The 23,769-nt window shown below is 71.5% G+C and carries 18 protein-coding genes and 1 other RNA gene; 3 read left to right on the top strand and 16 right to left on the bottom strand.

What is annotated here, in order from left to right; genetic code table 11:
• Positions 1-122 precede the first annotated feature (122 nt).
• The 4 genes from M4V62_RS25920 to M4V62_RS25905 all read right to left on the bottom strand — a co-directional run bounded on the left by M4V62_RS25920 (position 123) and on the right by M4V62_RS25905 (position 5,600).
• Positions 123-1,445, bottom strand: coding sequence for an acyltransferase family protein (locus tag M4V62_RS25920; protein WP_249589614.1), 1,323 nt, complete (start codon positions 1,443-1,445; stop codon positions 123-125).
• Positions 1,442-3,688 (bottom strand): bifunctional polysaccharide deacetylase/glycosyltransferase family 2 protein, encoded by a 2,247-nt coding sequence (locus tag M4V62_RS25915; RefSeq protein ID WP_425575208.1) that lies wholly within the window; start codon positions 3,686-3,688, stop codon positions 1,442-1,444. Before M4V62_RS25915 ends, M4V62_RS25920 begins: the two co-directional genes overlap by 4 nt.
• Positions 3,685-4,383: a hypothetical protein gene (locus M4V62_RS25910; RefSeq protein WP_249589613.1), complete on the bottom strand. Its 699-nt coding sequence runs from the start codon at positions 4,381-4,383 to the stop codon at positions 3,685-3,687. The genes M4V62_RS25915 and M4V62_RS25910 overlap by 4 nt, the downstream gene beginning before the upstream one ends.
• Before the next feature lie 230 nt (positions 4,384-4,613).
• Positions 4,614-5,600, bottom strand: a complete 987-nt coding sequence (locus tag M4V62_RS25905; protein WP_249592995.1) for a LysR family transcriptional regulator — start codon at positions 5,598-5,600, stop codon at positions 4,614-4,616.
• A 128-nt stretch (positions 5,601-5,728) separates the two neighbouring features.
• Between M4V62_RS25905 and M4V62_RS25900 the strand changes: the two genes are divergently transcribed.
• A complete protein-coding gene (locus M4V62_RS25900; RefSeq protein ID WP_249589612.1) occupies positions 5,729-7,027 on the top strand; it encodes an MFS transporter in 1,299 nt (432 codons plus the stop codon).
• Here the strand turns inward: M4V62_RS25900 and dacB are convergent.
• The 8 genes from dacB to ftsE form a co-directional block, all read right to left on the bottom strand.
• A complete protein-coding gene (gene dacB, locus M4V62_RS25895) occupies positions 6,951-8,543 on the bottom strand; it encodes a D-alanyl-D-alanine carboxypeptidase/D-alanyl-D-alanine endopeptidase (RefSeq protein WP_249589611.1) in 1,593 nt (530 codons plus the stop codon). The genes M4V62_RS25900 and dacB overlap by 77 nt on opposite strands.
• A gap of 108 nt (positions 8,544-8,651) precedes the next feature.
• Positions 8,652-9,467 (bottom strand): collagen-like protein, encoded by an 816-nt coding sequence (locus M4V62_RS25890; RefSeq protein WP_249589610.1) that lies wholly within the window; start codon positions 9,465-9,467, stop codon positions 8,652-8,654.
• Positions 9,464-9,736 (bottom strand): hypothetical protein, encoded by a 273-nt coding sequence (locus M4V62_RS25885; RefSeq protein WP_249589609.1) that lies wholly within the window; start codon positions 9,734-9,736, stop codon positions 9,464-9,466. Before M4V62_RS25885 ends, M4V62_RS25890 begins: the two co-directional genes overlap by 4 nt.
• Positions 9,737-9,915: 179 nt before the next feature.
• Positions 9,916-10,304, bottom strand: a transfer-messenger RNA (tmRNA) gene (ssrA, locus tag M4V62_RS25880).
• 119 nt (positions 10,305-10,423) lie between these two features.
• Complete coding sequence (smpB, locus tag M4V62_RS25875; RefSeq protein ID WP_249589608.1) at positions 10,424-10,945, bottom strand: SsrA-binding protein SmpB; 522 nt, start codon at positions 10,943-10,945, stop codon at positions 10,424-10,426.
• Positions 10,946-10,963: 18 nt separating this feature from the next.
• Positions 10,964-12,145, bottom strand: coding sequence for a S41 family peptidase (locus tag M4V62_RS25870; RefSeq protein WP_249589607.1), 1,182 nt, complete (start codon positions 12,143-12,145; stop codon positions 10,964-10,966).
• A gap of 78 nt (positions 12,146-12,223) precedes the next feature.
• Positions 12,224-13,141, bottom strand: a complete 918-nt coding sequence (gene ftsX / locus M4V62_RS25865; RefSeq protein WP_249589606.1) for a permease-like cell division protein FtsX — start codon at positions 13,139-13,141, stop codon at positions 12,224-12,226.
• Between the two features lie 43 nt (positions 13,142-13,184).
• On the bottom strand, positions 13,185-13,874 hold the full coding sequence (gene ftsE / locus M4V62_RS25860) for a cell division ATP-binding protein FtsE (RefSeq protein WP_030788113.1): 690 nt from the start codon (positions 13,872-13,874) through the stop codon (positions 13,185-13,187).
• 240 nt (positions 13,875-14,114) lie between these two features.
• Here ftsE and M4V62_RS25855 point away from each other — a divergent pair, with 240 nt between their 5' ends.
• Positions 14,115-14,306, top strand: a complete 192-nt coding sequence (locus M4V62_RS25855) for a hypothetical protein (RefSeq protein ID WP_160505338.1) — start codon at positions 14,115-14,117, stop codon at positions 14,304-14,306.
• 128 nt (positions 14,307-14,434) lie between these two features.
• Here M4V62_RS25855 and M4V62_RS25850 read toward each other — a convergent pair whose 3' ends face one another.
• From M4V62_RS25850 to M4V62_RS25835, 4 genes are all read right to left on the bottom strand, one after another.
• Entirely contained in the window at positions 14,435-15,100 is a 666-nt protein-coding gene (locus M4V62_RS25850) for an LPXTG cell wall anchor domain-containing protein (protein ID WP_249589605.1), read from the bottom strand.
• Positions 15,101-15,371: 271 nt separating this feature from the next.
• The gene (gene prfB / locus M4V62_RS25845; protein ID WP_249589604.1) at positions 15,372-16,478 is read right to left on the bottom strand and encodes a peptide chain release factor 2; all 1,107 of its coding nucleotides are present in this window, start codon (positions 16,476-16,478) and stop codon (positions 15,372-15,374) included.
• Between the two features lie 516 nt (positions 16,479-16,994).
• Positions 16,995-18,233, bottom strand: coding sequence for a serine/threonine-protein kinase (locus tag M4V62_RS25840; RefSeq protein WP_249589603.1), 1,239 nt, complete (start codon positions 18,231-18,233; stop codon positions 16,995-16,997).
• Positions 18,234-18,375: 142 nt separating this feature from the next.
• Positions 18,376-20,013 (bottom strand): serine/threonine-protein kinase, encoded by a 1,638-nt coding sequence (locus M4V62_RS25835; protein ID WP_249589602.1) that lies wholly within the window; start codon positions 20,011-20,013, stop codon positions 18,376-18,378.
• Between the two features lie 417 nt (positions 20,014-20,430).
• Between M4V62_RS25835 and M4V62_RS25830 the strand changes: the two genes are divergently transcribed.
• A complete protein-coding gene (locus tag M4V62_RS25830; RefSeq protein WP_249589601.1) occupies positions 20,431-23,673 on the top strand; it encodes an FHA domain-containing protein in 3,243 nt (1,080 codons plus the stop codon).
• The last annotated feature ends 96 nt before the right edge of the window (positions 23,674-23,769 follow it).

Raw genomic sequence — 23,769 nt, 5'->3', positions numbered from 1 at the left:
ATGTTTGCGTCAACACTGTGTGCGAAATTGGTCTGTTGGCCGATCTCGCGCGCCACAGACGAAGAGGGCTGACCACCAGTCGTCCTGGTGGTCAGCCCTCTGCAATCGCCCGGCCGGGAGCCTCAGCCCCGGTGTGAACCGCCTCGCGAACCGCCCCGCGCACCGCCGCCCCGCGCACCGCCCCGCGAAGGCACCGCCGAGCGCCGCGACTTCGCCCCGTTGGGCCAGAGCCTCGGACTCCGCTTCGCCGCGAAGTCCTCGATCCAGCCCACGGCCATCACCATCAGGCCGATCAACGGCCAGACCAGGACCGTCATCCACAGCATGTACGTGGAGTCCAGCGCCGAGCTCCAGCGCTCGTCCTCCATGAACGGCAGGTCGTACGCCATGTCGATGATCGGCACCGTGGCCATGATCAGCAGGTTGTGCCAGAGATAGATCGTCACCGCTCGGTTGTTGGAGAGGGTGATGAGCTTGTCCCAGCGCTTCAGACGGCCCGGCAGCTCCTGCCACGAGGGCGAGTACTGGAAGAGGATGACCACGAAGCCGAAGGACCACGCCGCCTGGGCGAGGGGGATGTCGTTCAGGTCCCAGCCGTCGGGGCCCAGATGGCCCGACGCCCACCACAGGCCGAAGGCCATGATCAGCGCCGAGACCGACACCGCCACGTAGCGCGGGACGCGGGCGAGGACGCCCTCCTGGTGGGCGATGCCGAGGATCCAGCAACTGCCGTACACCGCGAAGTCCGAGACCGCGTTGCCCGTCTCACCGGGGATCTTGACGATCTCCGTGGTGAGCACCGCCGTCAGGGCGAGCGGCGCGAACAGCGTCGCCCACGGCACCTTGCGGAACGCCCACAGCAGCAGCGGCGAGGCGATCACGAACCAGAGGTACGCGCGGATGTACCAGAGCGGGCCCGCGGCCTGCGCCGGCCAGGTGTCCTCCAGGAGGCCCGCCTTGTCCCCGATGTGCCAGGGGAAGGGCGGGGCGCCGATCGGGAAGACGTAGTTGACCATGCTGACCAGGCCCCACGTGCCCCCGTGGTCCGGGTCCTTGCTGACGTTCCAGCCGCCGTAGAAGAGCAGGAACAGCGCGACCGCGCTGAACGCCCACATGGGCGGGAGCAGTCGGCGTATTCGGCCTCTGATCACGCCCCACGCCGGGCGCTTCAGGGAGCGGGCCATCAGCGCGCCCGCCAGGGCGAACATCACGCCCATGGAGGGGAAGAGGATCGTCAGCCAGGCCCAGCCGAACAGGTGGTAGATGACGACGCGGACCAGGGCGAGCGACCGCAGCACGTCGAAGTAGCGGTCGCGGCCCGGCTTCTTGGGCGCCGCGGGGGCAGCGGGAGCAGCGGGGGCTGGGACGGGTGCGGGGCCGACCGGGGTCACCGCGAGGCCGGGAGGCGGCGGCACCTGGGGCAGTGGCTGCGTGGGATAGGTCATGCGACGGGCCTCCGGTCAGGGCTGCCCGTCCGCTGCTGCGGAATCGAGGGCGGCGATCCAAGGACCCCCGTGCGCCGGAGCTTCTGCCAGCGAAGGCGGCCTCCGGTCAGGGCGGTGATCCAGGACTGGAGCAGCACGACGTACATCAGCTGCCGGTAGAGGATCTGCTGGAGGGGCAGCGAGATCAGATGGGTCATGCGCTCGCGGTCGAGCCGGAAGGCGTACGCCGCGCACACCGCCTGGACGGCGAGCACGCCGAGCCACGCGACGATCGTCTTCTGGGTGGGGCCGAAGACCAGGCCGTAGAGGAGGAATACGTCGATCAGCGGGGCAAGGAGCGGCGCGAGGACCATGAAGAGCGACACCAGCGGCATGCCCACCCGGCCGAAGCGGCCCGATGGACCCGACTCGATCAGCGAGCGGCGGTGCTTCCAGATCGCCTGCATCGTGCCGTACGACCAGCGGTAGCGCTGGGACCACAGCTGCTGCACCGTCTCCGGCGCCTCGGTCCACGCGCGCGCCTTCTCGGCGTACACGACCCGCCAGCCGTCCCGGTGCATCGCCATCGTGATGTCGGTGTCCTCGGCGAGCGTGTCGTCACTCATGCCGCCGACCCGCTCCAGGGCCGAGCGCCGGAAGGCTCCCACGGCGCCGGGGATGGTCGGCATGCAGCCGAGCATGTCGTACATCCGGCGGTCGAGGTTGAAGCCCATCACGTACTCGATGTGCTGCCAGGCGCCGATCAGCGAATCCCTGTTGCCGACCTTCGCGTTGCCCGCGACGGCGCCCACGCGCGGGTCGCCGAACGGCTGCACCAGCTCGCGCACGGTGGACTGCTCGAAGACCGTGTCGCCGTCCATCATCACGATGAGGTCGTAACGGGCGTTGGCTATGCCGCGGTTGAGCGCGGCGGGCTTGCCCGCGTTCTGCTGGCGCACGACGCGTACGTTCGGCAGGCGAAGGCCCTCGACGATGAGCGCGGTGCCGTCCGACGAGCCGTCGTCGATAACGATGATCTCGATGGGGTGGTCGCTCGTCATGAGTGAACGGACCGTGGCCTCGATGCACTTGGCTTCGTTGTAGGCGGGCACGAGAACCGACACCGGTTCGGTGATGTCCGGGCCCCAGCGGAAGCCCTTCTTGCGCACCTTGCGCGCGTGCACCGCGGAGAGCAGCAGCATCAGGCCGAAGCGGAGCATGACCAGCGAGCCGATGACGGCGAGGGCGACGACGAGTACGCCGGTGACCTTCTCCGATGCGCCGACCAGGAAGACCCAGGCCTTGCCCTTCCACAGATCTATGCCGGTGACCGGCGCGTGCGCGCTGGGCGAGTCCAGGGCCTCGGTGAGGTTCGTGAAGCGGTAGCCCTTGTCCTGCAGATCGGGCAGGAAGGTGTCGAGCGCGGCGACCGTCTGCGAGCGGTCGCCTCCGGAGTCGTGCATCAGGACCACGGCGCCGTTGCCGTTCTTGGGCGTGGCGCGGCGGATGATCTCGGCGACGCCGGGGCGCTTCCAGTCCTCGCTGTCGGTGTTGTTGACGACCGTGAGGTACCCGCGGCTGCCGATGTACTTCGTGACCGGCCAGGACTTGTTGTCCATGGCGTCGGAGAACGAGGAGTAGGGCGGGCGGAAGAGGGAGGTGCGGATGCCCGCGGAGCCCGCGAGGGCGAGCTGGTTCTGCGAGAGCTCCCAGTCGATGCGGCTGGAGGACTGGTACGAGAGGTCAGGGTGGTTGAACGTGTGCAGGCCGACCTCGTGGCCCTCGTCCACCATGCGCTCGACCAGGTCGGGGTAGCGCGAGGCCATCGTGCCGGTGACGAAGAAGACGCCGTGCGCGTGGTGCTTCTTCAGTACGTCGAGGACCTTGGGGGTCCACTCCGGGTCCGGGCCGTCGTCGAAGGTCAGCACGAGGCGGTGGTGGGGGACGCTCAGCGTCTCCTCGTGGCCGCCGCGGGTGTCGATGACCGGGCCGCCCCCTTCGAGTACCTTCGCCGGCACCTTGTCGGTGGCCGCGGGCGGGCGCACGCGGTGGTCGGCGAGGATCTCGCTGTGCGTGTAGCCGCGCAGCATGAGCATCGCCATCAGGGCGACCAGGAGGAGCAGGGGCAGGAGATAGCGCAGGGGGACCCTGCGCCGCTTGGCGCCGCGGGCCGGCTGCGCGCGGCGTCGGCCGCCACCGCCCCGGGGCTGGGCGTGACTGTTCCTGGAGCCGGCTGACCGGCCCCTGTTGGTGCGGGAGTTCATCGCTGTGCGCCCTCCGAGGGCTGCTGGCCAGCGCTTTGCGGAGAGAGGTTGCTGACCGCCTGGGCGCCATGCGGGGACTGTGTGTCGGCGGCGGGCTGCACCGCGGGGACTTCGCCGCCGCCTCCGGCCGCGCCGCCCGGGGTCTCGGTCGACGGGTCCGGGTCCGGCGTGGTGGGGTCGTCCGTCGGGTCCGGGTCCGGGTCGGGCTTCGTGGGGTCGTCGGTCGGGTCCGGGTCGCCGCCGTCGTCCGTCGGGTCGGGGTCGGGGTTGCCGCCGCCCGTGGGGTCGGGGTCGGGTGTTTCGCCGGGCTTGTCCTTGCCGTCGTCCGGCTCGGCCGGGTCGGCGGAGCCGTCGTCACCGGTCGCGGGGGCGGTGGTGCCGCTCTCCGACGCCCCGGGAGACGGTGTCGTGCCGGGCGAGGCCGCGGGGTCGAGGGGGTCGGCCGGACGGTCCGGTGTGTCCACCTTGCTCGCCGGCTTCTCGTCCTTGGGGTCGATCGGCAGCCAGGGCGCGCTGGAGTTGCCCGAGAGCAGGGTGGACACGATGAGTGCCGCGTACACGGCGCAGGCCAGGCCGACGAGCACGCCTATCCGGCGGTACCTCCGGCTGCGGCGGCCCGTCTCGTCGACGAAAACCGGCCCGTCTGGCGCGTCCTGGTCACTCTCGGCGGCAAGATCCGCCAGCTGTCGCCCCACCCCGTCGATCTGAACGGTGACCTCGTTCGGATCATGGGTGTGTTCCGGTAGGGCATCTTCTCGCCAATTGTCCATGCGTACGCACAACCCCCCACATAACCTGAATCGGGCGCGCACGACTCCGGACAACTTGCCGTCGGACCGGGCCCCCACCCGATCCGAGCGCCCCCCTATCACACTGCGCCCGGACCATGAATGTAGCGCACGGCAGTGACAGTCGTACTAATCCTTCAGTCCAGGCTCATCATGATGAGTGCATCTGTGGCCGGAACCCACCCGTCTTCGGGCCTGCGCAGCCAGCCCTCGGCGGCGGAGAGCTCGGCCGCCGCCGCGCGCAGAGCGTCGACACCCGGGTGCACGAGCCCCTTTCTCCACACCAGGGACACGGGCGACAGGGGCACGGGGTCGATCAAGGGCCGCAGGACCGACTCGGGCATGGCCGGAAAGTCCACCGCGGCGAGCACGGGGGTCCTGTTCTTGGCCATGATCCGCCCGAACTCCTCGGCTCCCACGGCGAGGGGCGCGGGCGGCGCCACCGCGATCCCGCGTCCCTCGAAAAGGCGGTGCGCCAGGTCGGTCCACTCCAGCGTCCGGGGGTTTCCCGCACCCGCGTACACGCTCTCCCCCGCGAGCGCGCCGAGCGGCACCGCGTCCCGCTCGGCCAAGGGGTGCCCCAGCGGCAGCAGGACCGCCATCGGCTCGTAGCGCACGGGCTGCTGGGCGAGCCGCGCCCGCAGCGCCGGTTCGAGCCCCGCGTACCGCCCGAAGGAGACGTCGAGCCGCCCCGCGACGATCTCGGCAGCGGCCCCGGTGAGTCCACTCTCGAAGCGGGCCATCAGCTCGCAGTCCGGGGCGAGTTCGCGGGCCCGCTCCAGGATGCGCCCGCAGATGAGCCCCGGGCTGTTCAGGTCCACGAGCAGCGGGCGGGCCGCGCGCCCAGATCCCCCGCCCCGCGCGAAGGCGGCCGTCAGGTCGTCCTGCGCCTCAAGGACCCGCCGCGCGTACGGCAGCAGCCGCTCCCCCTCGGCCGTCGGCGTGACCTGCCGGGTGGTCCGCACGAACAGCTCGGCCCCCAACTCCCGCTCCAGGCGCCGCACATCACGGCTGAGCGCCTGCTGGGCGACGTACAGCCTGGCGGCGGCCCGCGTGAAGTGCAGCTCCTCGGAGACGGCCACGAAGGCGCGCAGGAGGCGGGGGTCCAGGTCACGCGTCGGCATGCGGGGGCCCAGGTCGCGTGTCGGTATGCGGGGCTCGGCGGTCATCCCGGGAACTTACAACGGAAGTGCGTGAGTCGGGCCCCAGAAGGTGTTGGACCCCCCACCACCGCCCCGGTGAGGGTGATCCCATGCCGCCCGCCGAAGCCCCTGCGCCCCGCCGCCGCAATCCGCCCGCCGAACCCCCCGCACCCCGAAGCCGCAACCCTTACGCCCGCCTCTTCCGGATACCCGGAGCCACCGCCTTCACCATCGGCAACCTCATCGCCCGCCTCCCCATGGGCATGTTCAGCGTGAGCGCCGTCATCATGATCGCCGGGGCGCGCGGTTCGTACGCGCTCGCCGGCGCCGTCACCGCGACGGGCCTCGCCGCGACCGCCGTCGTGGCGCCCTGGACGGCCCGCCTCGTGGACCGGCACGGCCAGGCGCGGATCGCCGTCCCGGCCACCGTCATCGCCGCGCTCGGCTCGCTCTCGCTGCTCCTGTGCGTGCACCACGGAGCGCCCGACTGGACCCTGTTCGCCTCGTACGCCGCGACGGCCACGACCCCCAACACCGGCGGCATGTCCCGCGCCCGCTGGGCCCATCTCCTGAAGGGCGACGAACGGGCCGCGCACACCGCCAACTCCTTCGAACAGGCCGCGGACGAACTGTGCTTCATGCTCGGCCCCGTGCTCGCGGCGTTCCTGTGCGGGGCGCTCTTCCCGGAGGCGGGCACCCTCATCGGAGTCGTGCTGCTCCTGACCGGCGTCCTGCTCTTCGCCGCCCAGCGCTCGACACAGCCGCCGCCCCGTGGACGTACGACGGTCAAGGAGAAATCGCCCCTCCACGCGCGCGGGATGCCCACGCTGCTCGCCGCCTTCCTCGCCACCGGGGCCGTGTTCGGCTCGATGGAGGTCGTGACGATCGCCTACGCGGACACCCAAGGGCACAAGGCGGCCGCGGGCGCGATCCTCGCGCTCCAGGCCGCGGGCTCCTGCGCGGCGGGCCTCCTCTACGGAACCCTCAAGCCGAGCGGGCCCCTTCACCGCCGCCACATCCTGTGCGCCACCGCGATGGCGGCCCTGATGACGCTGCCGCTCCTGGCCGCCGCGCTCACCGGCTCGCTCCTGGTGCTCGCCGGGGCTCTCCTTGTCGCCGGAATGGCGACGGCCCCGACGATGGTCACCGGCATGACGCTGATCCAGCGGCGCACCCCCGAGGGCCGGTTGAACGAGGGCATGACCCTCGCCGTCACCGGTCTCCTCGGGGGCATCGCGTGCGGCGCCGCGGGCGGCGGCTGGGTGGTGGAGCACATCGGCCCCACCCAGGGCTACGCGGTCCCGGTCACCGCCGCGTGCTGCGCCCTGCTGCTCAGCATCGCGCAGGCTTGCGCCACGAGCACTCCAGGTCCCCACCCGTCTCGGCCCCACGCTGCGAGCGCGGCTTGACCAGCACGGCCTTGTCCTCGGTCGACCTGGCGAGCGTCACGACGATCGCATCCTCAAGTGCCTTCACCGAAGAGGGCAGGTAGTTGTTCAGGATGATGCTGAACACCAGCTCACGCCCGCCCGCGTCCTTCACGTACCCCGAAAGAGCGGACGCCCCGGTCAACGACCCCGTCTTCGCCCGTACGTTGAGGGCCGCCGGCGTCCCGCACATCCGCGTGCGCAGCGTGCCGCCGACGAACTTGTCGGGGTCGCAGGCCACCGGAAGGGACTTGTACCAGTCGGCGTACCAGGGCTCGCCCTTCGCGGAGAGCAGCAGCTTGATCAGCTGATCGGCGGGCACGTTGTCCTTGCGCGAGAGCCCGGAGCCGTCGACCTGGCGCAGCTTGCCGGGATCGACACCGGCCGTCTTCAAGTAGGCGCTGATGGCCGCGAGACCGTCCGTCCAGTTACCCGGCCGTCCCGTCGCCTTGTGGCCCATCGCCTTCGTGAGGTTCTCCGCGTGCATGTTGTTGGAGAGCTTCATGAAGGGGATCATCAGCTCCTTCAACGGCATGGAGTCGTGCGACGCGAGCTGCCGTGCGCCCTTGGGGGTCGCGAGCCCGGCCCTGGTCGGCCCGCTCACCTTCACCCCGTGCGCCTTCAGGGCGTCCCGGAAGATCGCGGCCGCGTACCCGGTCGGCTCCCAGACGGTGATCCACTCCTTGGTGGCGTCACCCCCGACGGGGACGGTGCCGGTGACGGTGATCGTGTTGGTGCCGTGCTCACGCTCGATGGTGAGCGTGTCCTCGCCGCCCGCGGCGACGGTCCTGGCGGTGTTGTCGACCTCTACGTAGTCCGTCTTCGGGGACACCGTCACCTTCGGCCTGTCCCCGGCCTTCGCGCCGGGCGTGGCCTCGACGATGACCGTCCCGGTGTCGTAGTCGGTGTCCGGGGCGACGCTCAGCGCGGAGATCTGGGCGGCGTAGTACGCGAATTCGTCGTCCCCGGCCCAGGTGTCGCCGATCCGCTTGGCGTCGAACCGGGTGTCGTCCGCGACCAGGCGCCCCGAGACCCGCCTCACGCCCGAGTCGGCGATCTTCGCGGCGAGTTGGTCGTAGTCCTTGGCCAGCGTCGTCGGGTCGCCGGTGCCGCGCAGATAGAGATCACCGGAGAGCACGCGGCCGTGCTGCTTGCCGTCGGTGAGCACATCGGTGGTGAAGCGGTGGTCGGGGCCGAGCTGCTCCATGGCCGCTGTCGAGGTGAGCAGCTTGGTGTTGGAGGCGGGCATCAGGCGCCCGCTGGGCAGGTGCTGGTAGAGCACGTCACCGGACGCGGCGTCGGCGACGACGACGCTCGCCGCGCCGCCCTCCATCCGGGGATCGCCGAGGATGGTGTCGATGGCTTCGGGCAGGCCGCTGCGGTCGGAGTCGGCCCCGGCGGGCGATCCTGCGGAGAGGGTGGCCGCCGCGACACCGAGCACGGCGGGCCAGATCCAGTGGCGCATACGGGCGTTGACGCGTCTCACGGGTCTACTCATGACCCAGGAGCATCCCTGACTCCGGCGCCCCGCGACAGACCCCACTCCGGACACGTACGCCGTCGGACACGTACGCCGCCGGGACGATTGCCCGCCGGTGTGCCGTCGTCAGTCCACCGCTTCGGGCGTGCGGCGGCACCGGGGCAGCAGCGAGGCGAGGAGCAGGACGGCCGGTGCGGGGTCGGCGGGGGTCACGCCGTTCCGGCGGCAGACCAGGGCGTCGGGGTCGCCTGGGGGCTGCTGGAGGCGGTAGCCGTCGGGGCAGTTGGGGCCCGCGTCGCCCGCCTCGCCCTTGGGCCCGCGCTCACCCCGCGGGCCCGCGGGGCCTTCGGGGCCCGACGCGCCGCCCGCACCGTCGGCCCCGCGGGAGCCGTCGACGCCGTCGGCGCCCGGGGGCCCTGCCGCCCCTGCGGGTCCTTCCGGGCCCTGTGCTCCGTCCGAGCCGTTCGCACCGTTCGCACCGTCCGCGCCCGCGGCTCCGGGCTCCCCCGCATCGCCGGACGCTCCCGGTTTCCCGGGCTCTCCCGCATCGCCGGAGTCCCCCTTGCGGCCGCCTGCCCCCGGCGTCCCCTTCTCGCCCGGCTTCCCGTCCTCGCCCTGCGAGCCGGTGGCACCGGGCGAGCCGGGCTCCCCCGAGCGCACCCGCACCCGGTTCAGGAGGTCGTCGACGGCGTCGGAGGGGTCGGGCGCGGCAGGGGTGTCGCCGTGGGAGCGGACCTGCGCGCGCAGGGTCCGTACGTCCCGGGCCAGGGTGGACACGGCCTCGCCCCGCCGGTCCGCCTCGGTGGCGAGCTGGTCGGCACGGCGGTCGCCGGCGTCGATGCGGGCCCAGAGAAGGGCGGCGACACCGCACAGAGCGAGGAGCACGCAGACGAGGAACACACTGCGCCAACGGCGGGCCAGGAGACGCTCGAGCTGGATCACGGAGTGCCTCCGAGCCGTTGATTGTCGATGAGCAGCCGGGCGATCTCGCTCTGGTCATGGACGTGCAGAGCGTTCAACTCGGCGAGTTTCGTGTCGCGTTCGGCGACCTGGCGCTCCAGCCGGTCACGCTCGGTCTGGAGTCTCTCCGTCAGGCTGGAATATCCGGTGAGCGCGTTCTCACCGCGCTTGCCCAGATAGGCCGCCACTGCCGCGCCGAGAACCCCGAGGCTGGCGAGAAGGGAACCTAAGAGAGTGACGGTGGCATCCAAGCGACTGCCTCCTGCACTTGCGTACTCAGCCGGGCTGCTGTTCCACCCGGCCGTTGGGAACCTGCACTCGGATGCAGTAACGAGTCACATGCCCAGAGGATGTGCCCGGACATTCCATGCCCCGCACACGGAAAAAGCCCCCTGACCGACGGCCAGAGGGCTTTAACCTCACATGGGAATTGTGGAGATGGCGGGAATCGAACCCGCGTCCAACGGTGCAAAAGGAGGGCTTCTCCGAGCGCAGTTCGCTTCGATTTTCTCGGCCCCGGTGATCTCGCGAACAAGTCTCCGACGGGCCCAGTCACTGTTTGATTTCCCATCGAACCCCGTGACCGGGCTCGATGGTTTAGTTCCCTAGATTATGCCAGGGTCCGGGTCGGGAACACCCCCGGGCTGACACCCATTAAGGGTCCTTCACTCACTGCTTATTAGGCAGCGAGGGCGAAGGACTGGGAATCGCTCTTGGAATTGGCGATTATTGGTTGCGACAGGTGGTTTACGAGATCATTGTCGCTTCCTCGGCTCGCTTCCCCTGCTTCGACATCCGCTGTCGAAACCGATCATCCCCATGTTGTTTTTTCAATCTGCGCCCCGGCTGTGCGGGGCAGTGCCCATCGTACGTGACCAACGCACGCCGGGGCCAGCCAATTCCCGCGCGGCCCGCCAGGGCCGACGCGGACCAGCGGGCTAGGCGCTGCGCTGGCGCCGCTTGGCGGCCTCGATCGCGCGGTTCGTCTCGCGCAGGTCCTGCTTCTCCTTGAGCGTCTGGCGCTTGTCGTACTCCTTCTTGCCCTTGGCAAGCGCGATCTCGACCTTGACCCGGCTGTCCTTGAAGTACAGGGCCAGGGGCACGATCGTGTGACCCGCCTCCTGCGACTTGGACTCCAGCTTGTCGATCTCCGCGCGGTGCATCAGGAGCTTGCGCTTGCGGGTGGCGGAGTGGTTGGTCCACGTGCCCTGCACGTACTCCGGGACGTGGATGTTGTGCAGCCACGCCTCGCCGTTGTCGATGTGCACGAAGCCGTCCACCAGGGAGGCCCTGCCCATCCGCAGCGACTTGACCTCGGTGCCCATCAGGACGAGGCCGCACTCATACGTGTCGATGATGTGGTAGTCGTGCCGCGCCTTCTTGTTCTGCGCGATCATCTTGCGGGCGGGTGCCTTCTCAGCGGCCTTCGCGGCCTTGCGCTTTACCTTTTCCTTGGCCATAGTCAGGCCATTTTCGCACTACGAGGGGGGTCCGAGGCCAGTCAATACTGTCTCGGCCCGCGTCTCGGCGCCGTCCTCGACCTCCAGGTCCGGCGTGATGCCCCGTCCGTCGACCGCCTGACCCGAAGGCGTGCGGTAGTGCCCGACCGTCAGCTCGGCCACCGAGCCGTCGGGCAGCCGGCTCGGCATCTGGACCGACCCCTTGCCGAAGGTCTTCGAGCCCACCACGACCGCGCGGCCACGGTCCTGGAGGGCGCCCGTGAGCAGCTCGGCCGCGCTCATCGTGCCGCCGTCGACCAGCGCGACCACGGGTCTGGTGGTGTCGCCGCCGCGCTCGGCGTGCAGGGCCTTCTGCCGGCCGCGTACGTCGTACGTCGCCACGAGGCCGCCGTCGACGAGCCCGGAGGCCGCCGTGACCGCCTCCGACACCAGGCCCCCGGAGTTGCCGCGCAGGTCGAGCAGGATCCCGGCGCCCTTGGGGGCGTCACGCACCGCGGACCGCACGCGCTCGCCCGTGCCCTTGGTGAAGGACTCGACCTTGATCATGACGGCGCCGCCCGCGAGCTGCGTGACCGTGACGGAGTCCGTGGACAGGCGCGCCCTGTGCAGCGTCTCGCTCCACGCGCGCGTGCCCCGCTCCAGGCCGAGCTCGACCGGGGTGCCCGCGCGGGCACCGCGCAGCAGGGACACGACCTCGGTGACGGGCAGACCCGCCACGCGCTTGCCGTCGATGCTCCTGAGGTGATCTCCCTCGCGGATGCCGGCCTGGTCCGCGGGGCCGCCGCGCTGGACCCGGGAGACCTCGATGCGCCCGTCGGCCGCGCGCCTGGCCCAGAGGCCGACGCCGGTGTACGCGCCGTCGAGGGCCTGCTCGAACTCCTGGTACTCCCCGGGGGAGTACACCGAACCCCAGCGGTCGCCGCTGCGGCTGACGGCGTCCTCCGCGGCCTTCTTGCCGGACTTGCCGTCGGCCATCGCCTCGGCCGCGGCATCGGCGGCTTCGTCCGCGGCGTCACCGGACGCTGCGACGGAACGGGTGGAGGGAGCGGGCGACTTCCGGCCCGCCTCTGCCACCTCGCTCCAGGAGCCGGTGGCCGCGCCGGTGGCGAGCACACTCGCGAAGACCAATGTCAGGGTCGCCCCGCGGCGAATACGGCGGGGCCGGGAGAGCCGGTCGCAGAACCGGTCGGGGCCTGACATGCCGGTGAGTCTAGGACAACGAAGGGCGCCGTACGGTCGGTTGAACCGTACAGCGCCCTTCCTCACAGGCGGGTCTTGTCACACCTTGAGGTACTTGCGCAACGCGAAGAAGGCCGCGAGCGCGGGCATCAGCAGGCTGATGGCGAGCACCAGCGGCAGCTTGGTCAGGACCGCGTCCCACCCGATGAAGTTGATCAGGCTCAGCTTCTCGGAGAGCGCGAGGCCGTGGTCGATCAGGAAGTACCGGCCCACGAGGAGCATTCCGCAGGCGACACCGCCGCCGATGAGACCCGCGACGGCGGCCTCCATGATGAACGGCATCTGGATGTAGAAGCTGGACGCGCCGACGAGCCGCATGATCCCGGTTTCACGTCTCCGGCTGAACGCGGAAACACGCACCGTGTTGACGATCAGCATCAGCGCGACGACGAGCATCAGCGCCATCACCGCCAGCGCGGCCCAGTTCATGCCGTTGAGCAGCTCGAAGAGGTTCTCCAGAATGCCCTTCTGGTCCTGCACGGACTGCACGCCGTCACGCCCGGAGAAGGCGGTCGCGACCACCTGGTACTTCTCCGGGTCCTTCAGCTTGATGCGGTACGACTCCTGCATCTGGTCCGGCGTGAGGGAGCTGGACAGCGGGGAGTCGCCGAACTGCTCCTTGTAGTGCTTGTACGCCTCGTCGGACGATTCGTACTCGACCTTGTCCACGACGGGCATCTTCTCCAGGTCCGTCTTGACCTGGTCCTTCTGCTCGTTCGTGACCGCGCCCTTGGCGCACTTCGGGTCCTGCTCCGCGTCGGCCTTGTTGCAGAGGAAGATCGAGACGTTGACCTTGTCGTACCAGAAGCCCTTCATCGTGCTCACCTGGTCGCGCATGAGCAACGAGCCGCCGAACAGGGCGAGCGAGAGGGCCACGGAGACGATGACCGCGAAGGTCATCGTGAGATTACGGCGGAGACCGACGCCGATCTCCGACAGGACGAACTGGGCGCGCATGGCTCCCTTTCAGTGGATCAGTGCAGTGGATCAGTACGGGTCGTCAGTGCTGGTAGCCGTAGACGCCGCGCGACTGGTCGCGGACGAGACGGCCCTTCTCCAGCTCAATGACCCGCTTGCGCATCTGGTCCACGATCTGCTGGTCGTGGGTCGCCATGACGACGGTCGTGCCGGTCCGGTTGATCCGGTCGAGCAGCTTCATGATGCCGACCGAGGTCTGCGGGTCGAGGTTGCCGGTCGGCTCGTCGGCGATCAGGAGCTTCGGGCGGTTGACGAACGCGCGCGCGATCGCCACGCGCTGCTGCTCACCGCCGGAGAGCTCGCCGGGCATCCGGTCCTCCTTGCCGCCGAGACCGACGAGGTCGAGGACCTGGGGCACGGACTTGCGGATCTCGCCGCGGGACTTGCCGATGACTTCCTGCGCGAAGGCGACGTTCTCGCCGACGGTCTTGTTCGGAAGGAGCCGGAAGTCCTGGAAGACGGTGCCCAACTGGCGCCGCATGTGCGGCACCTTGAAGTTGGAGAGGCGGGCGAGGTCCTTGCCGAGGACGTGCACCTGGCCGTGGCTGGTGCGCTCCTCGCGGAGGACGAGCCGCAGGAAGGTGGACTTTCCGGAGCCGGAGGAGCCCACCAGGAAGACGAACTCGCCCTTCTCGATCTCCAGAGAGACATCCCGGAGGGCGGGCCGGGTCTGCTTGGGGTAGGCCTTGGAGACGTTGTCGAATCGGATCACGGATGCACCACGGGTCGCCGGGGGTAGGTGAGCGTGACCATACGCGAAGCCGGTACGCGAGCGCAGTCAGCGTCCTGAGTTGCGCGAATTGTCGCGGATATACCACGGAACGTAACAGTCGGAAACCGACGAGGACGGGCGGGCCGCGCCGAAATTCGTGGAAGCTGGCACAGTGGTAGGGGGAACGGTTGCGTTCCCCCTAGCGTTGGGCAGGCTGTAACTGTGCGGGAGGAGGAGCGCATGACCCATGACAGGTTGGTGTGCGCGAACTGCGCGGGGCCCGTGAGTGAGGGCCGCTGCCCCGTGTGCCGGGCCAGCCGCGAGCGCTTGCAGCAGGAGGGACCGTTCGGCGGTCTCAGCCCCGCGGCCCTGATAGGGGTGCTCGTGGTGCTGATCGCGGCGGTGGCCCTGCTGGCGCACCAGACCGCTTGAGCGCGCCCGAGGCGCGCGCCAGGACACCAGAAGGGCCCGGAGCTGGCTGCTCCGGGCCCTTCTGTCATGTCATGCGCCGCGTACGTCTCCGTGACGCGAGGCTTGCCCTTGTGTCAGGCGACTGCTGATCAGGCAGCTGCGCCGCGGTTGCCGACGAAGCGCGGCAGAACGCGGAAGCCGATGCCGCCGGCGATCATCGTCGCGGCGCCGATCAGCAGGAACGTGGTCTCGGCGGCGCCCGTCTCGGCGAGCTCGCCCTTGTCGGCCTTGTCACCCTGCTCGACCGGGGTGGAGCCGGTGTCGGTCAGGCTGTCCTTGCCCTTGCCCTGCTCGACGGGGTTGGAGCCGCCGTCGGGGTCGTTGTCGTTGCCGCCGGTGCCGTTGCCGTTACCCGGGTTGCTCGGGTCCTCGGTGGGCGTACCCGGGTCGGAGGGGTCCGTCGGGTCCTCGGTGGGCGTACCCGGGTCCGTCGGGTCCTCGGTGGGCTCCGTGGGCTCCTCGGTGGGCTCGGTCGGCTCCTCCGTGGGCTCGGTGGGCTCCTCGGTCGGCTCCGTCGGCTCCTCGGTGGGCTCCGTCGGAATCTCCGTGGGCTCCTCGGTCGGCTCGTCGTCGTCACCGATGCCGACGTCGACACCGATGCCGTTCTCGTCGGCGCTGGCGCTGGCCTTCGCACCACCGAGGTCGACACCGACGTCGAGGGCCGAGGCGGCACCGGCGGCGGTCAGCGAAGCACCGGCGGCGATCACCGCTCCGGCCGCTATGCGTGCCACGCGGATCCGCGTCTTCTTGGTCATCTGGCTGCTACCCCCAGTAGCTGAATCGTCAGTGAGGCAGCGCCCGGGACTGCGTTTCGTCAGGAGCGCTGAATCCGCCCCCACAGATCACACGCGCCCCAGAGATACGCATGCCGCTCGCTAGCCTTTCCAGTTTCCCCAGACACGTCAAGGTCGTTGCGCGCGCGATGTCTGAAATAGCAGGAGTTGACCGGCCTACGGAGATGTGACTGTGACGTAAAAGGCAACTGCCGCCTGATGGGCGGCAGTTGCCTTGTCGATAAAGCGGCGCTTACTTCTCCTGCTGCTTGCGCCAGCGAATTCCCGCTTCCAGGAATCCGTCGATCTCGCCGTTGAACACGGACTCGGGGTTGCCCACTTCGAACTCCGTGCGCAGGTCCTTCACCATCTGGTACGGGTGCAGGACGTACGAACGCATCTGGTTGCCCCAGGAGTTGCCGCCGTCACCCTTGAGGGCGTTCATCTTCGCCTGCTCCTCCTGGCGGCGGCGCTCGAGGAGCTTGGCCTGGAGGACGTTCATCGCGCTCGCCTTGTTCTGGATCTGCGAGCGCTCGTTCTGACAGGAGACGACGATGCCGGTCGGCAGGTGCGTCAGGCGGACCGCGGAGTCGGTCGTGTTGACGCCCTGGCCGCCGGGGCCCGACGAACGGTAGACGTCGATGCGCAGCTCGGACTCGTCGATCTCGATGTGGTCCGTCTGCTCGACGACCGGGAGGATCTCGACGCCCGCGAAGGAGGTCTGGCGGCGGCCCTGGTTGTCGAAGGGCGAGATGCGCACCAGGCGGTGGGTGCCCTGCTCGACCGAGAGCGTTCCGTAGGCGTACGGGACCTGGACGGCGAAGGTGGTCGACTTGATGCCGGCCTCTTCCGCGTACGACGTCTCGTAGAGCTCCGTCTTGTAGCCGTGGCGCTCGGCCCAGCGCAGGTACATGCGCTGCAGCTTCTCGGCGAAGTCGGAGGCGTCGACGCCGCCGGCCTCCGCGCGGATGGTGACGAGCGCCTCGCGGGCGTCGTACTCACCGGAGAGGAGGGTGCGGACCTCCATCTCGTCCAGCGCCTTCTTGACGGCCGTGAGCTCGGTCTCGGCCTCGGCGCGGGTGTCCGGGTCGTCCTCCTCCTCGGCCATCTCGAAGAGCACGCTGAGGTCGTCGATACGCCCGCGCAGGGCCTCGGCCTTCCGCACCTCCGCCTGGAGGTGGCTCAGCTTGCTGGTGATCTTCTGTGCCGCTTCCGGGTCGTCCCACAGGGACGGCGCGGCCGCCTGCTCCTCGAGCACAGCGATGTCTGCCCTCAGCTTGTCGAGGTCCAGGACGGCCTCGATCGACTCCATGGTCGAGGAGAGGGACTTGAGCTCTTCGGATACATCGACGACTGCCACGGGTCCAGCCTAACGGCTGAGGGCAAGCGGTCCTTCCTCGCGGCTACGGGTCCCCGTCCGCCGCCCGGCCGGGCGGCGCGGCCGGGGCTTGTTCCGGCCCGGTTCTGTCCCGCCGCTTCGCGGCGGAGTTTCCCGGTAAGAGGTGGGGGTGCCGCCCTTGGCTTCACTGGCTGCCTGGCTGCCTGGCTGAGGCTGGAGCGGTCCTGCCGGTCGGTTCGGGGGTCCTGCCGGTCGGTTCGGGCCGGTCCTGTCCCGGCGCTTCGCGCCGGATCCTTCCCACCCGCCCACCCATCGACCCGGGGTAATCGGGTGGGTGGGCGGGAGACATCCGGCGCGAAGCGCCGGGACAGGGGTCACCAGGCGCCGCAGATGCCCGACCCCCTACGCAGGCACCCACCCGGCAACCGCGTCCTGCCGGGTAATCGGGTGGGTGGGCGGGAAAGATCCGGCGCGGAGCGCCGGGACAGGAGCCGGCCCGCAGGGGCCACCGGGCCGCCGCGCCCCTGCCCCGCAGGGTTATGGCGCCGTCGGGGAGGAGTTCTTGGTGTCCTGGGGTGTCGCGTCCGCGTCGTCGCCGTTCGTGGCGGCCCAGGTGCCGATGCCCGCCGCGGCCACCAGGACCGCCCCCGCCACGCCGAGCGTGATCCTGCGGCGGCGGGCCGACGCGCGGTGGCGGGCCGAGCCGGGGCGGGCCGCACCCGAGGCGCGGGGCGCGCGGGCCGTGCCCCGGGCGCCCCCGGCGAGCTCATCGGGGCCCGGGACACGCATGGAGGTGTGGGTGTCGCGGTTCGAGTCGGGCGTGGTCGCTCCGGGGACGAGAGGGACCGCACCGCGGCGAGGGGCGCCGGGAGCCGGCTCCGGCGCGGGCTCCTCCTCCGCCTCCTCCGCGAGCGGCTCCGTGTCCGGCTCGTCCACGTCCAGCGGCGGCATCCCCACCACCAGCGACTGCAGCTCCCGCAGCCGCGCCGCGAGCTCCGAGGCCCGCAGGCGCGACGCCGGGGCCTTCGCCAGGCACTGGACCATCAGCTGCCAGAGCTCGTCCGGGATGCCGGGGAGGGGGACGACGGTCTCCGTCACGTGGCGGCGCAGGACCGCTCCGGGGTGGCCGCCGCCGAACGGAGTGAAGCCCGCCAGGAGTTCGTACAGGACCGTCGCGAGGGCGTAGATGTCGACGGCCGCGCGCGGAGGCAGGCCCTCGATGATCTCGGGGGCGAGGTAGTCCGGCGTACCGATGATCTTCGTCGCGCGGGTGCGGCGCGGGGAGTCGATCAGCTTGGCGACGCCGAAGTCCGTGAGGAGGGCGGGGTGCGAGCCGCCGGGGCCGAGCGGGCCCTGCATGTCGAGGAGTACGTTCTCCGGCTTCACGTCACGGTGCACGATCCCCGCCGCGTGCGCCGCCGCGAGGCCGTCGGCCACGTCGGCCACGATCGCCACCGCCGCCTCCGGGGCCAGGCGCCGCTCACGGTCGAGGCGGGTGCGCAGGTCCGTGCCGCGGACCAGGTCCATGACCAGGGCGAGGTCGTTGCCGTCGACCACCAGGTCGTGGACGCCCACCACGCGCGCGTGGTCGAGGCTGAGCAGAGCCGTGCGCTCCTGGACGAAGCGGCCGACGAGCTCCTGGTCGGACGCCAGGTCCTCGCGCAGCAGCTTGATGGCGACGGGACCCTCGGGTCCCTCGCCGAGCCACACCGTGCCGGCGCTGCCCCGACCAAGGATCTGGTGGGCGGTGTACCGGCTGCCGATCTTGCGTGCCAAGACTGCTCCTACGGATGCGTGTTGGCGACAAAGCTACGCGGCCTCGACGCCAACCTTCACTCCAGGAGCAGAAATCACCCCGCAGGTGTCGACAAATCCCCAGAGTCGGGAGGGGATTCGCCCATCACTGACCGCGGGACCGCTAATTGCCGCCCAGTTTCCCTATCCAGCCGGAGGCGGTGTCGTACCAGTCCGTCAGCTGGTCCCAGTAGCCCTTCGTCGTGCCGATCCACTCCTGGAGCGGGCTCAGCTCCCAGACGAGCCAGCTCGCCACGAAGAGGATGATCAGCGTGAAGAGGCACCCCTTGAGGCAGCCGAGACCCGGGATCTTCATCCGGTTCGGGTTCGAGCCGCGCTGCCTGGGCTCGCGCGGCGGCCGTCCGGCCGGCGGCTGCTGGGGCGGCGTCTGCTGCGGCGGCGCGTACTGGCGCGGCTGCTGCTGGGGCTGCGGGGCGTACTGCTGCTGGGGCTGCTGACGCTGCTGCTGCGGCGCGTACTGCTGGGGGCGCTGCTGCGGCTGCGGCTGCTGCACCTGGCGCTGGGGGCGGCGACGGCGCAGCGGGTCGTCGTTGGGGTCGAGGTACGACTGGACCTGCGTCTGTTCGTTGCGGTCGCGGGCCGCCCGCATCTGGTTCTGCCAGGGGTGCGGGTCGTTCGGGTCCGCGCCGGGCTGGTTCGGCGGCACCGGCGGCATGACGGCCGTCGGGTCGGCCGCGCCGCGGTTGCCGCCCGCGTCTCCCGCGCCGGGACCGGAGCCGGTGCTCTGCATGACGCTCGTCGCCGCGTTCGGGTCGTACGACCCCGCGTTGCTCGGCAGGACCTGGGTGGGGTCGGCGGCGCCGGCCGTCCCCGGGACCGTGGCGGGCGCCGGGTCGGGCATGAGGAGGGCGCCGACGCCCTCCGCCGCCGCGATCTGCGCGCTGGACGCGTGCACGCCCACGCCGTCCGCGACGGCCCGCAGGCCGCGCGCGAGGTTCTCGGCGCTGGGGCGGTGGTCGGGGTTCTTGCTGAGGCAGCGCTCTATGACCGTCCACAGGGGGTCCGGGACCGTGGAGGGGCGGCGCGGTTCGGCGCTCAGGTGCTGGTGCAGGACTTCGAGGGCCGAGCCGCCGCCGAACGGCGGGCTGCCGGTGACGAGCTCGTACAGGAGGATGCCCGCGCCGTAGATGTCGACCGCGCTGGTCTGCGGGCGGCCCTCGGCGGACTCGGGCGCCACGTACGCGGGCGTGCCGACGAATTCGTGGGTGCGGGTCAGGCCCGGGGAGTCGGCGAGGCGCGCGATGCCGAAGTCGGTGAGCATCGGGTGCATCGAGCCGTCGGCATCCTGCTTGAGCAGGACGTTCGCGGGCTTCAGGTCGCGGTGCACGACTCCGTCCGCGTGGCTCGCGGCGAGGGCGTCGGCGATCTGGGCGGTCAGGAGGGCCGCTCCGACCGGCGAGAACGGGCCGTTCTCGCGGAGATAGCGGTGCAGGTCGGGGCCCTCGACCAGGTCCATGACGAGGGCGAGGAGCTCGCCCTCGACGACCAGGTCACGGGTCCGCACGATGTTCGGGTGCGTGAGCCTGAGCAGGACGGAGCGCTCGCGCAGGAAGCGCATCACGATGTCCGCGTCGTTGGCGAGCTCCTCCTTGAGGACCTTGATCGCGACGGTCTCGCCCGGCTGACCGGGAACGGCCGCCTCGGCACCCGCGGTCTCACGCTGGCGGGCTCGCCAGACGGTGCCCGTGGCGCCGCGCCCGAGCGGCTCCTCGAGCAGGTACTTGCTGCCTACCGGCCGCACGTCATGCTCCCTGCTGATCTGGCTGGTCTGTCCGGACCCGGCTACCCGCCGGAAGGTGTTCCGACCCACTGTAGTGCCGCCGAACGGGGCACCGGCCGGTCACATTCCGTGCCGGCCGCCGGGTGACCCGACTGCTGTTCGGTGGAAAGACGCCCCACTGAGGCCGTTGGTTGCCGATGGACGGCGAATTGACCTTCGCCACCCCGCGGTGACCGGCGATCGCAACGGTCCAAGCAGGCACTTTTCCGAGCAGAGCCGACCAATCAAGATCACTTACTGGTGGCCGCCGGGCGTGTTGTCGGTGGCAGGTGCGAAGATGCCTATCTGTTACTGGCCGACGTGGCCGTGTGCGGTGGGGGGAATCACAGCGCGAGTCCCCGTGCCCTGCGGCAAGGGCAGAAGGGACCGCTGACGGCGATGCAGATCCGGCTGACCGTCCTCGGGCCGCGCAGCGGCCAGACCGCCGAGCCCCAAGGCCGTCCTGCCGCGCCGCGCGGCGCCTGTGACGTGCTTGTCACCGCCCCTGCCGGGACCGCGCTCGCCACGGTCGCCTCGGGCCTCGCCGCCGCCGTCGCGGGCGGTGACGGACCCGTCGTCCTGTATGCGGAGTCGGAGCGGCTCGACGCGCAGCGCTGCACCCTCGGGGAGCCCCCGCTGATCGACGGCGCGGTGCTGTCGCTCGGCTCGCCCGCCGAGCCAGGACCCGAACTCGCGGGAGCCGCCGCCCAGTTGCACGTGGTCGCGGGCCCCGACGCGGGCGGTGTGCACCTCCTGCACGGCGGCCAGATCCGCGTGGGCCGCTCGGCGGACGCGGACGTCCCGCTGGACGACCCGGACGTCTCGCGGCTGCACTGCGCGGTGACGCTCGCCCCGGACGGCCAGGTCACCGTCACGGACCTGGGGTCCACGAACGGCACGACGGTGGACGGCCGCGAGATCACCGACCGCCCGGTGCGCCTGACCCCCGGCTCCCTGCTGCGGCTCGGCGAGTCCGCCCTGCGGCTCACGGCGGGGGACGGGACGGGCGGCGCGCTGCCGACGGCTCCGGATGGCGAGGGGCACGTGCGCGTGCGGGTCGCCGCCTGCGGCTACGCCCCACAGGACACCCCCCTGGACGACCCCAGGAGCGCTCCCTCGGAAGCGGGCCGCACGACGCCCTCCGAGGGCACCCACCATGCGTACGGATCGGCCGGCTGGGGCGCCGCGGGCGAGGGCGGCCAGGCCGCTGCGTACGGCCAGACGTCCCTCACCGATGTGCCACTCGTGCCGCAGCAGGGCGGCGCCCCGGACGCCGAGAGCACCCGCACCGGCACCCCCGCGCGCGGGACGACCGTGCCGCGCGGCCTGCGCAAGCGAAGCGGCCTCTCGGCCTGGGCCCGGCGGCTCACGGGCGCCCGTGACGACGAGCACGGCCCGGCGGGCCACGAGGACGACGTGTACGGCACGGGGAGCGAGGCCGCGCCCCCGCAGCCGGCGGGCCCCACCCCCGAGGACCTCGCGGTGGCCGCCGCCGCGCGGACCCCGGAGTCCTGGCCCGATCCCGCGGCCCTGCTGCTCACGGCGCTCGGTCCCGGCCCCCGGCTCTGGGAGCGGGGCCCCGGCCACGCCGAGGCGCTCGCGGTCCGGCTCGGCACGGTCGACCGCGCGGCCCCGGACGAGCGCGGCCTGCTGCCCGCCGTCCCCGTGACGGTCAGCCTGCGGGAGGCGGGCGCGCTCGGCCTCGCGGGACCGCGCGAGCGGCTCACGGGGCTCGCCCGTGCCGTCGTCGCCCAGCTCGCGGCGCTGCACTCCCCCGACGCCCTGGAGATCGTGCTGCTCAGCACGGACCGCGCACGGCCCACACCGGAGCGCGCCGCCGAGTGGTCCTGGCTCGGCTGGCTCCCCCACCTGCGGCCCACGCACGGCCAGGACTGCCGCCTCCTCCTCGCCTACGACCGCGAGCAGGCGGCCGCGCGCACGGGAGAGCTGCTGCGGCGCCTCGATGATTTCGTGGCGGACAGGGCAACGACCGCCGCCCCCGACAGCTCTGCCGAAGGCCCGGCCGAAAGCTCTGTGGACGCCGGGCCCCGCACCGTCGTCGTGGTGGACGGCGACCCCGGCTCCGCCGGGCTGCGCGAAGCCGTGGTGCGCCTTGCGCGGGAAGGGGCCACCGCCGGGATCCATGTCGTCTGCCTGGCCGAGACCCCCGCCGCGTCGCCCGCGTCGCCGGTGTCCGCCACGTACGAAGCGGCCTGCTCCGTGTCGCCCGCCTTCCGCGCGTGCGGTGCCGTCGCGTTGCTCAGCGGCGACGTGGCCACCGCGCTGCGGCTGCTGCGGACCGCGGACGGGCGCCCCGCGGGGCACGGCACCGTCGCCGCGGTGGACGCGGTGTCGCAGGCCTGGGCCGAGCGGTTCGCCCGCGCCCTTGCGCCGTTCCGTACGGACGGGGCGCCCGGCGACGGCCACGCGCGCGTGTCCGCTCCCTTGCCCCAAATGGCACGGCTCCTGGACGAGTTGGGGCTCGCACGGGCCACCCCCGCCTCCCTGATGGCGCGGTGGGCCGCGGCCGCCGATGATCCCGAGGCGCTGGGCGGGCGGGCCTGGACGGTGCTCGGGGCGGGGCCGCGGGGTCCTGTGGTCGTGGACCTCGCCACCGAGGGCCCGCATGTGCTGGCCGAGGGCCCTTCGGGGAGCGGGCGTACGGAGCTGCTGCGCTCCATCGCCGCCTCGCTGGCCGCGGCGGAGCGGCCGGACCGGCTCGGCATGGTCCTCATCGACGGGCGGGACACCACGGGGAGCGGCGGCAGCGGAACGAACGGGGCGAACGTCCGGCTCGTCGAGGGCCTCGCGGTCTGCATGGACCTGCCGCACGTCACGACCCATCTCGCCGCCAACGACCCTGTCCGGATGCGGGAGTTCGCCCAGTCCCTGACCGCCGAGCTGAAGCGGCGGGCCGAGCTGCTGGGGCGGCTCGGGTTCACGGAGTGGCATGCGCAGGCGCCTCCGGCCGGCGGGGGTGGCGGGGGCGGTGCGGGCAGTGGAGTCGGTGCTGGCAGCGGAGTCGGTGCGGGCAGTGGGGGTGGCGGGGGTGATCTTGATCCGCCGCCGAGTTCCACGATGCGGCTGCGGCCTGTCGCTGCCGCCCGCAAGGGGGCCGAGCCGGGGCCGCCGTTGCCTCGGCTCGTCGTGCTCGTCGATGACTTCGACGCCCTGCTCTCGCCTGCCCTGGGGTCGCCGGGGCGGCCTGCCGCAGGGTCTGTCGTGCGGGCGCTCGAGGCTGTGGCCAGGGACGGGGAGCGGCTCGGGGTGCATCTGGTTGCCACCACGGCGCGCAGCGAGCGGACTCCTGAGACGGAGTTGGGGCGGCGGGCCGCGCTGCGGGTTGTCCTGGACGCGGTTGCTCCTGGGCCGGAGGAGCCTGCTCCCGGGCGGGGGGAGCTTCGTACCGCCGAGGGGCGGGTGAGTCCCTTCCAGGCGGGGCGGGTCACCGGGCGCATTCCTCGTACGTCCACGGTGCGGCCCACGGTCGTTCCGCTGGAGTGGGAGCGGATGGGGGATCCCCCTGCCCGGCGTCCGGTTCGCGAACTCGGGAATGGGCCGACGGACTTGGCGTTGCTCGCCAGTGCGTTGGAGCGGGCCGCGCGGTCCGTCTCCGCGGATCAGGTGCCGTCCTTGCTGTAGCTCTGCACCGTTTCCGTTGCCGGGCGCCCTGTTTATCGATGCCCGGCAGCTTCGGCGTTGTGCCCACCCGTTCCGCCCTGCGGAACGCCTGCCCAC

Origin of the sequence: Streptomyces durmitorensis (assembly GCF_023498005.1) — a bacterium.
Classification (GTDB): domain Bacteria; phylum Actinomycetota; class Actinomycetes; order Streptomycetales; family Streptomycetaceae; genus Streptomyces; species Streptomyces durmitorensis.
Note: the sequence above shows the minus strand (reverse complement) of the source record. Positions and strands in the feature narration are given on the sequence as shown.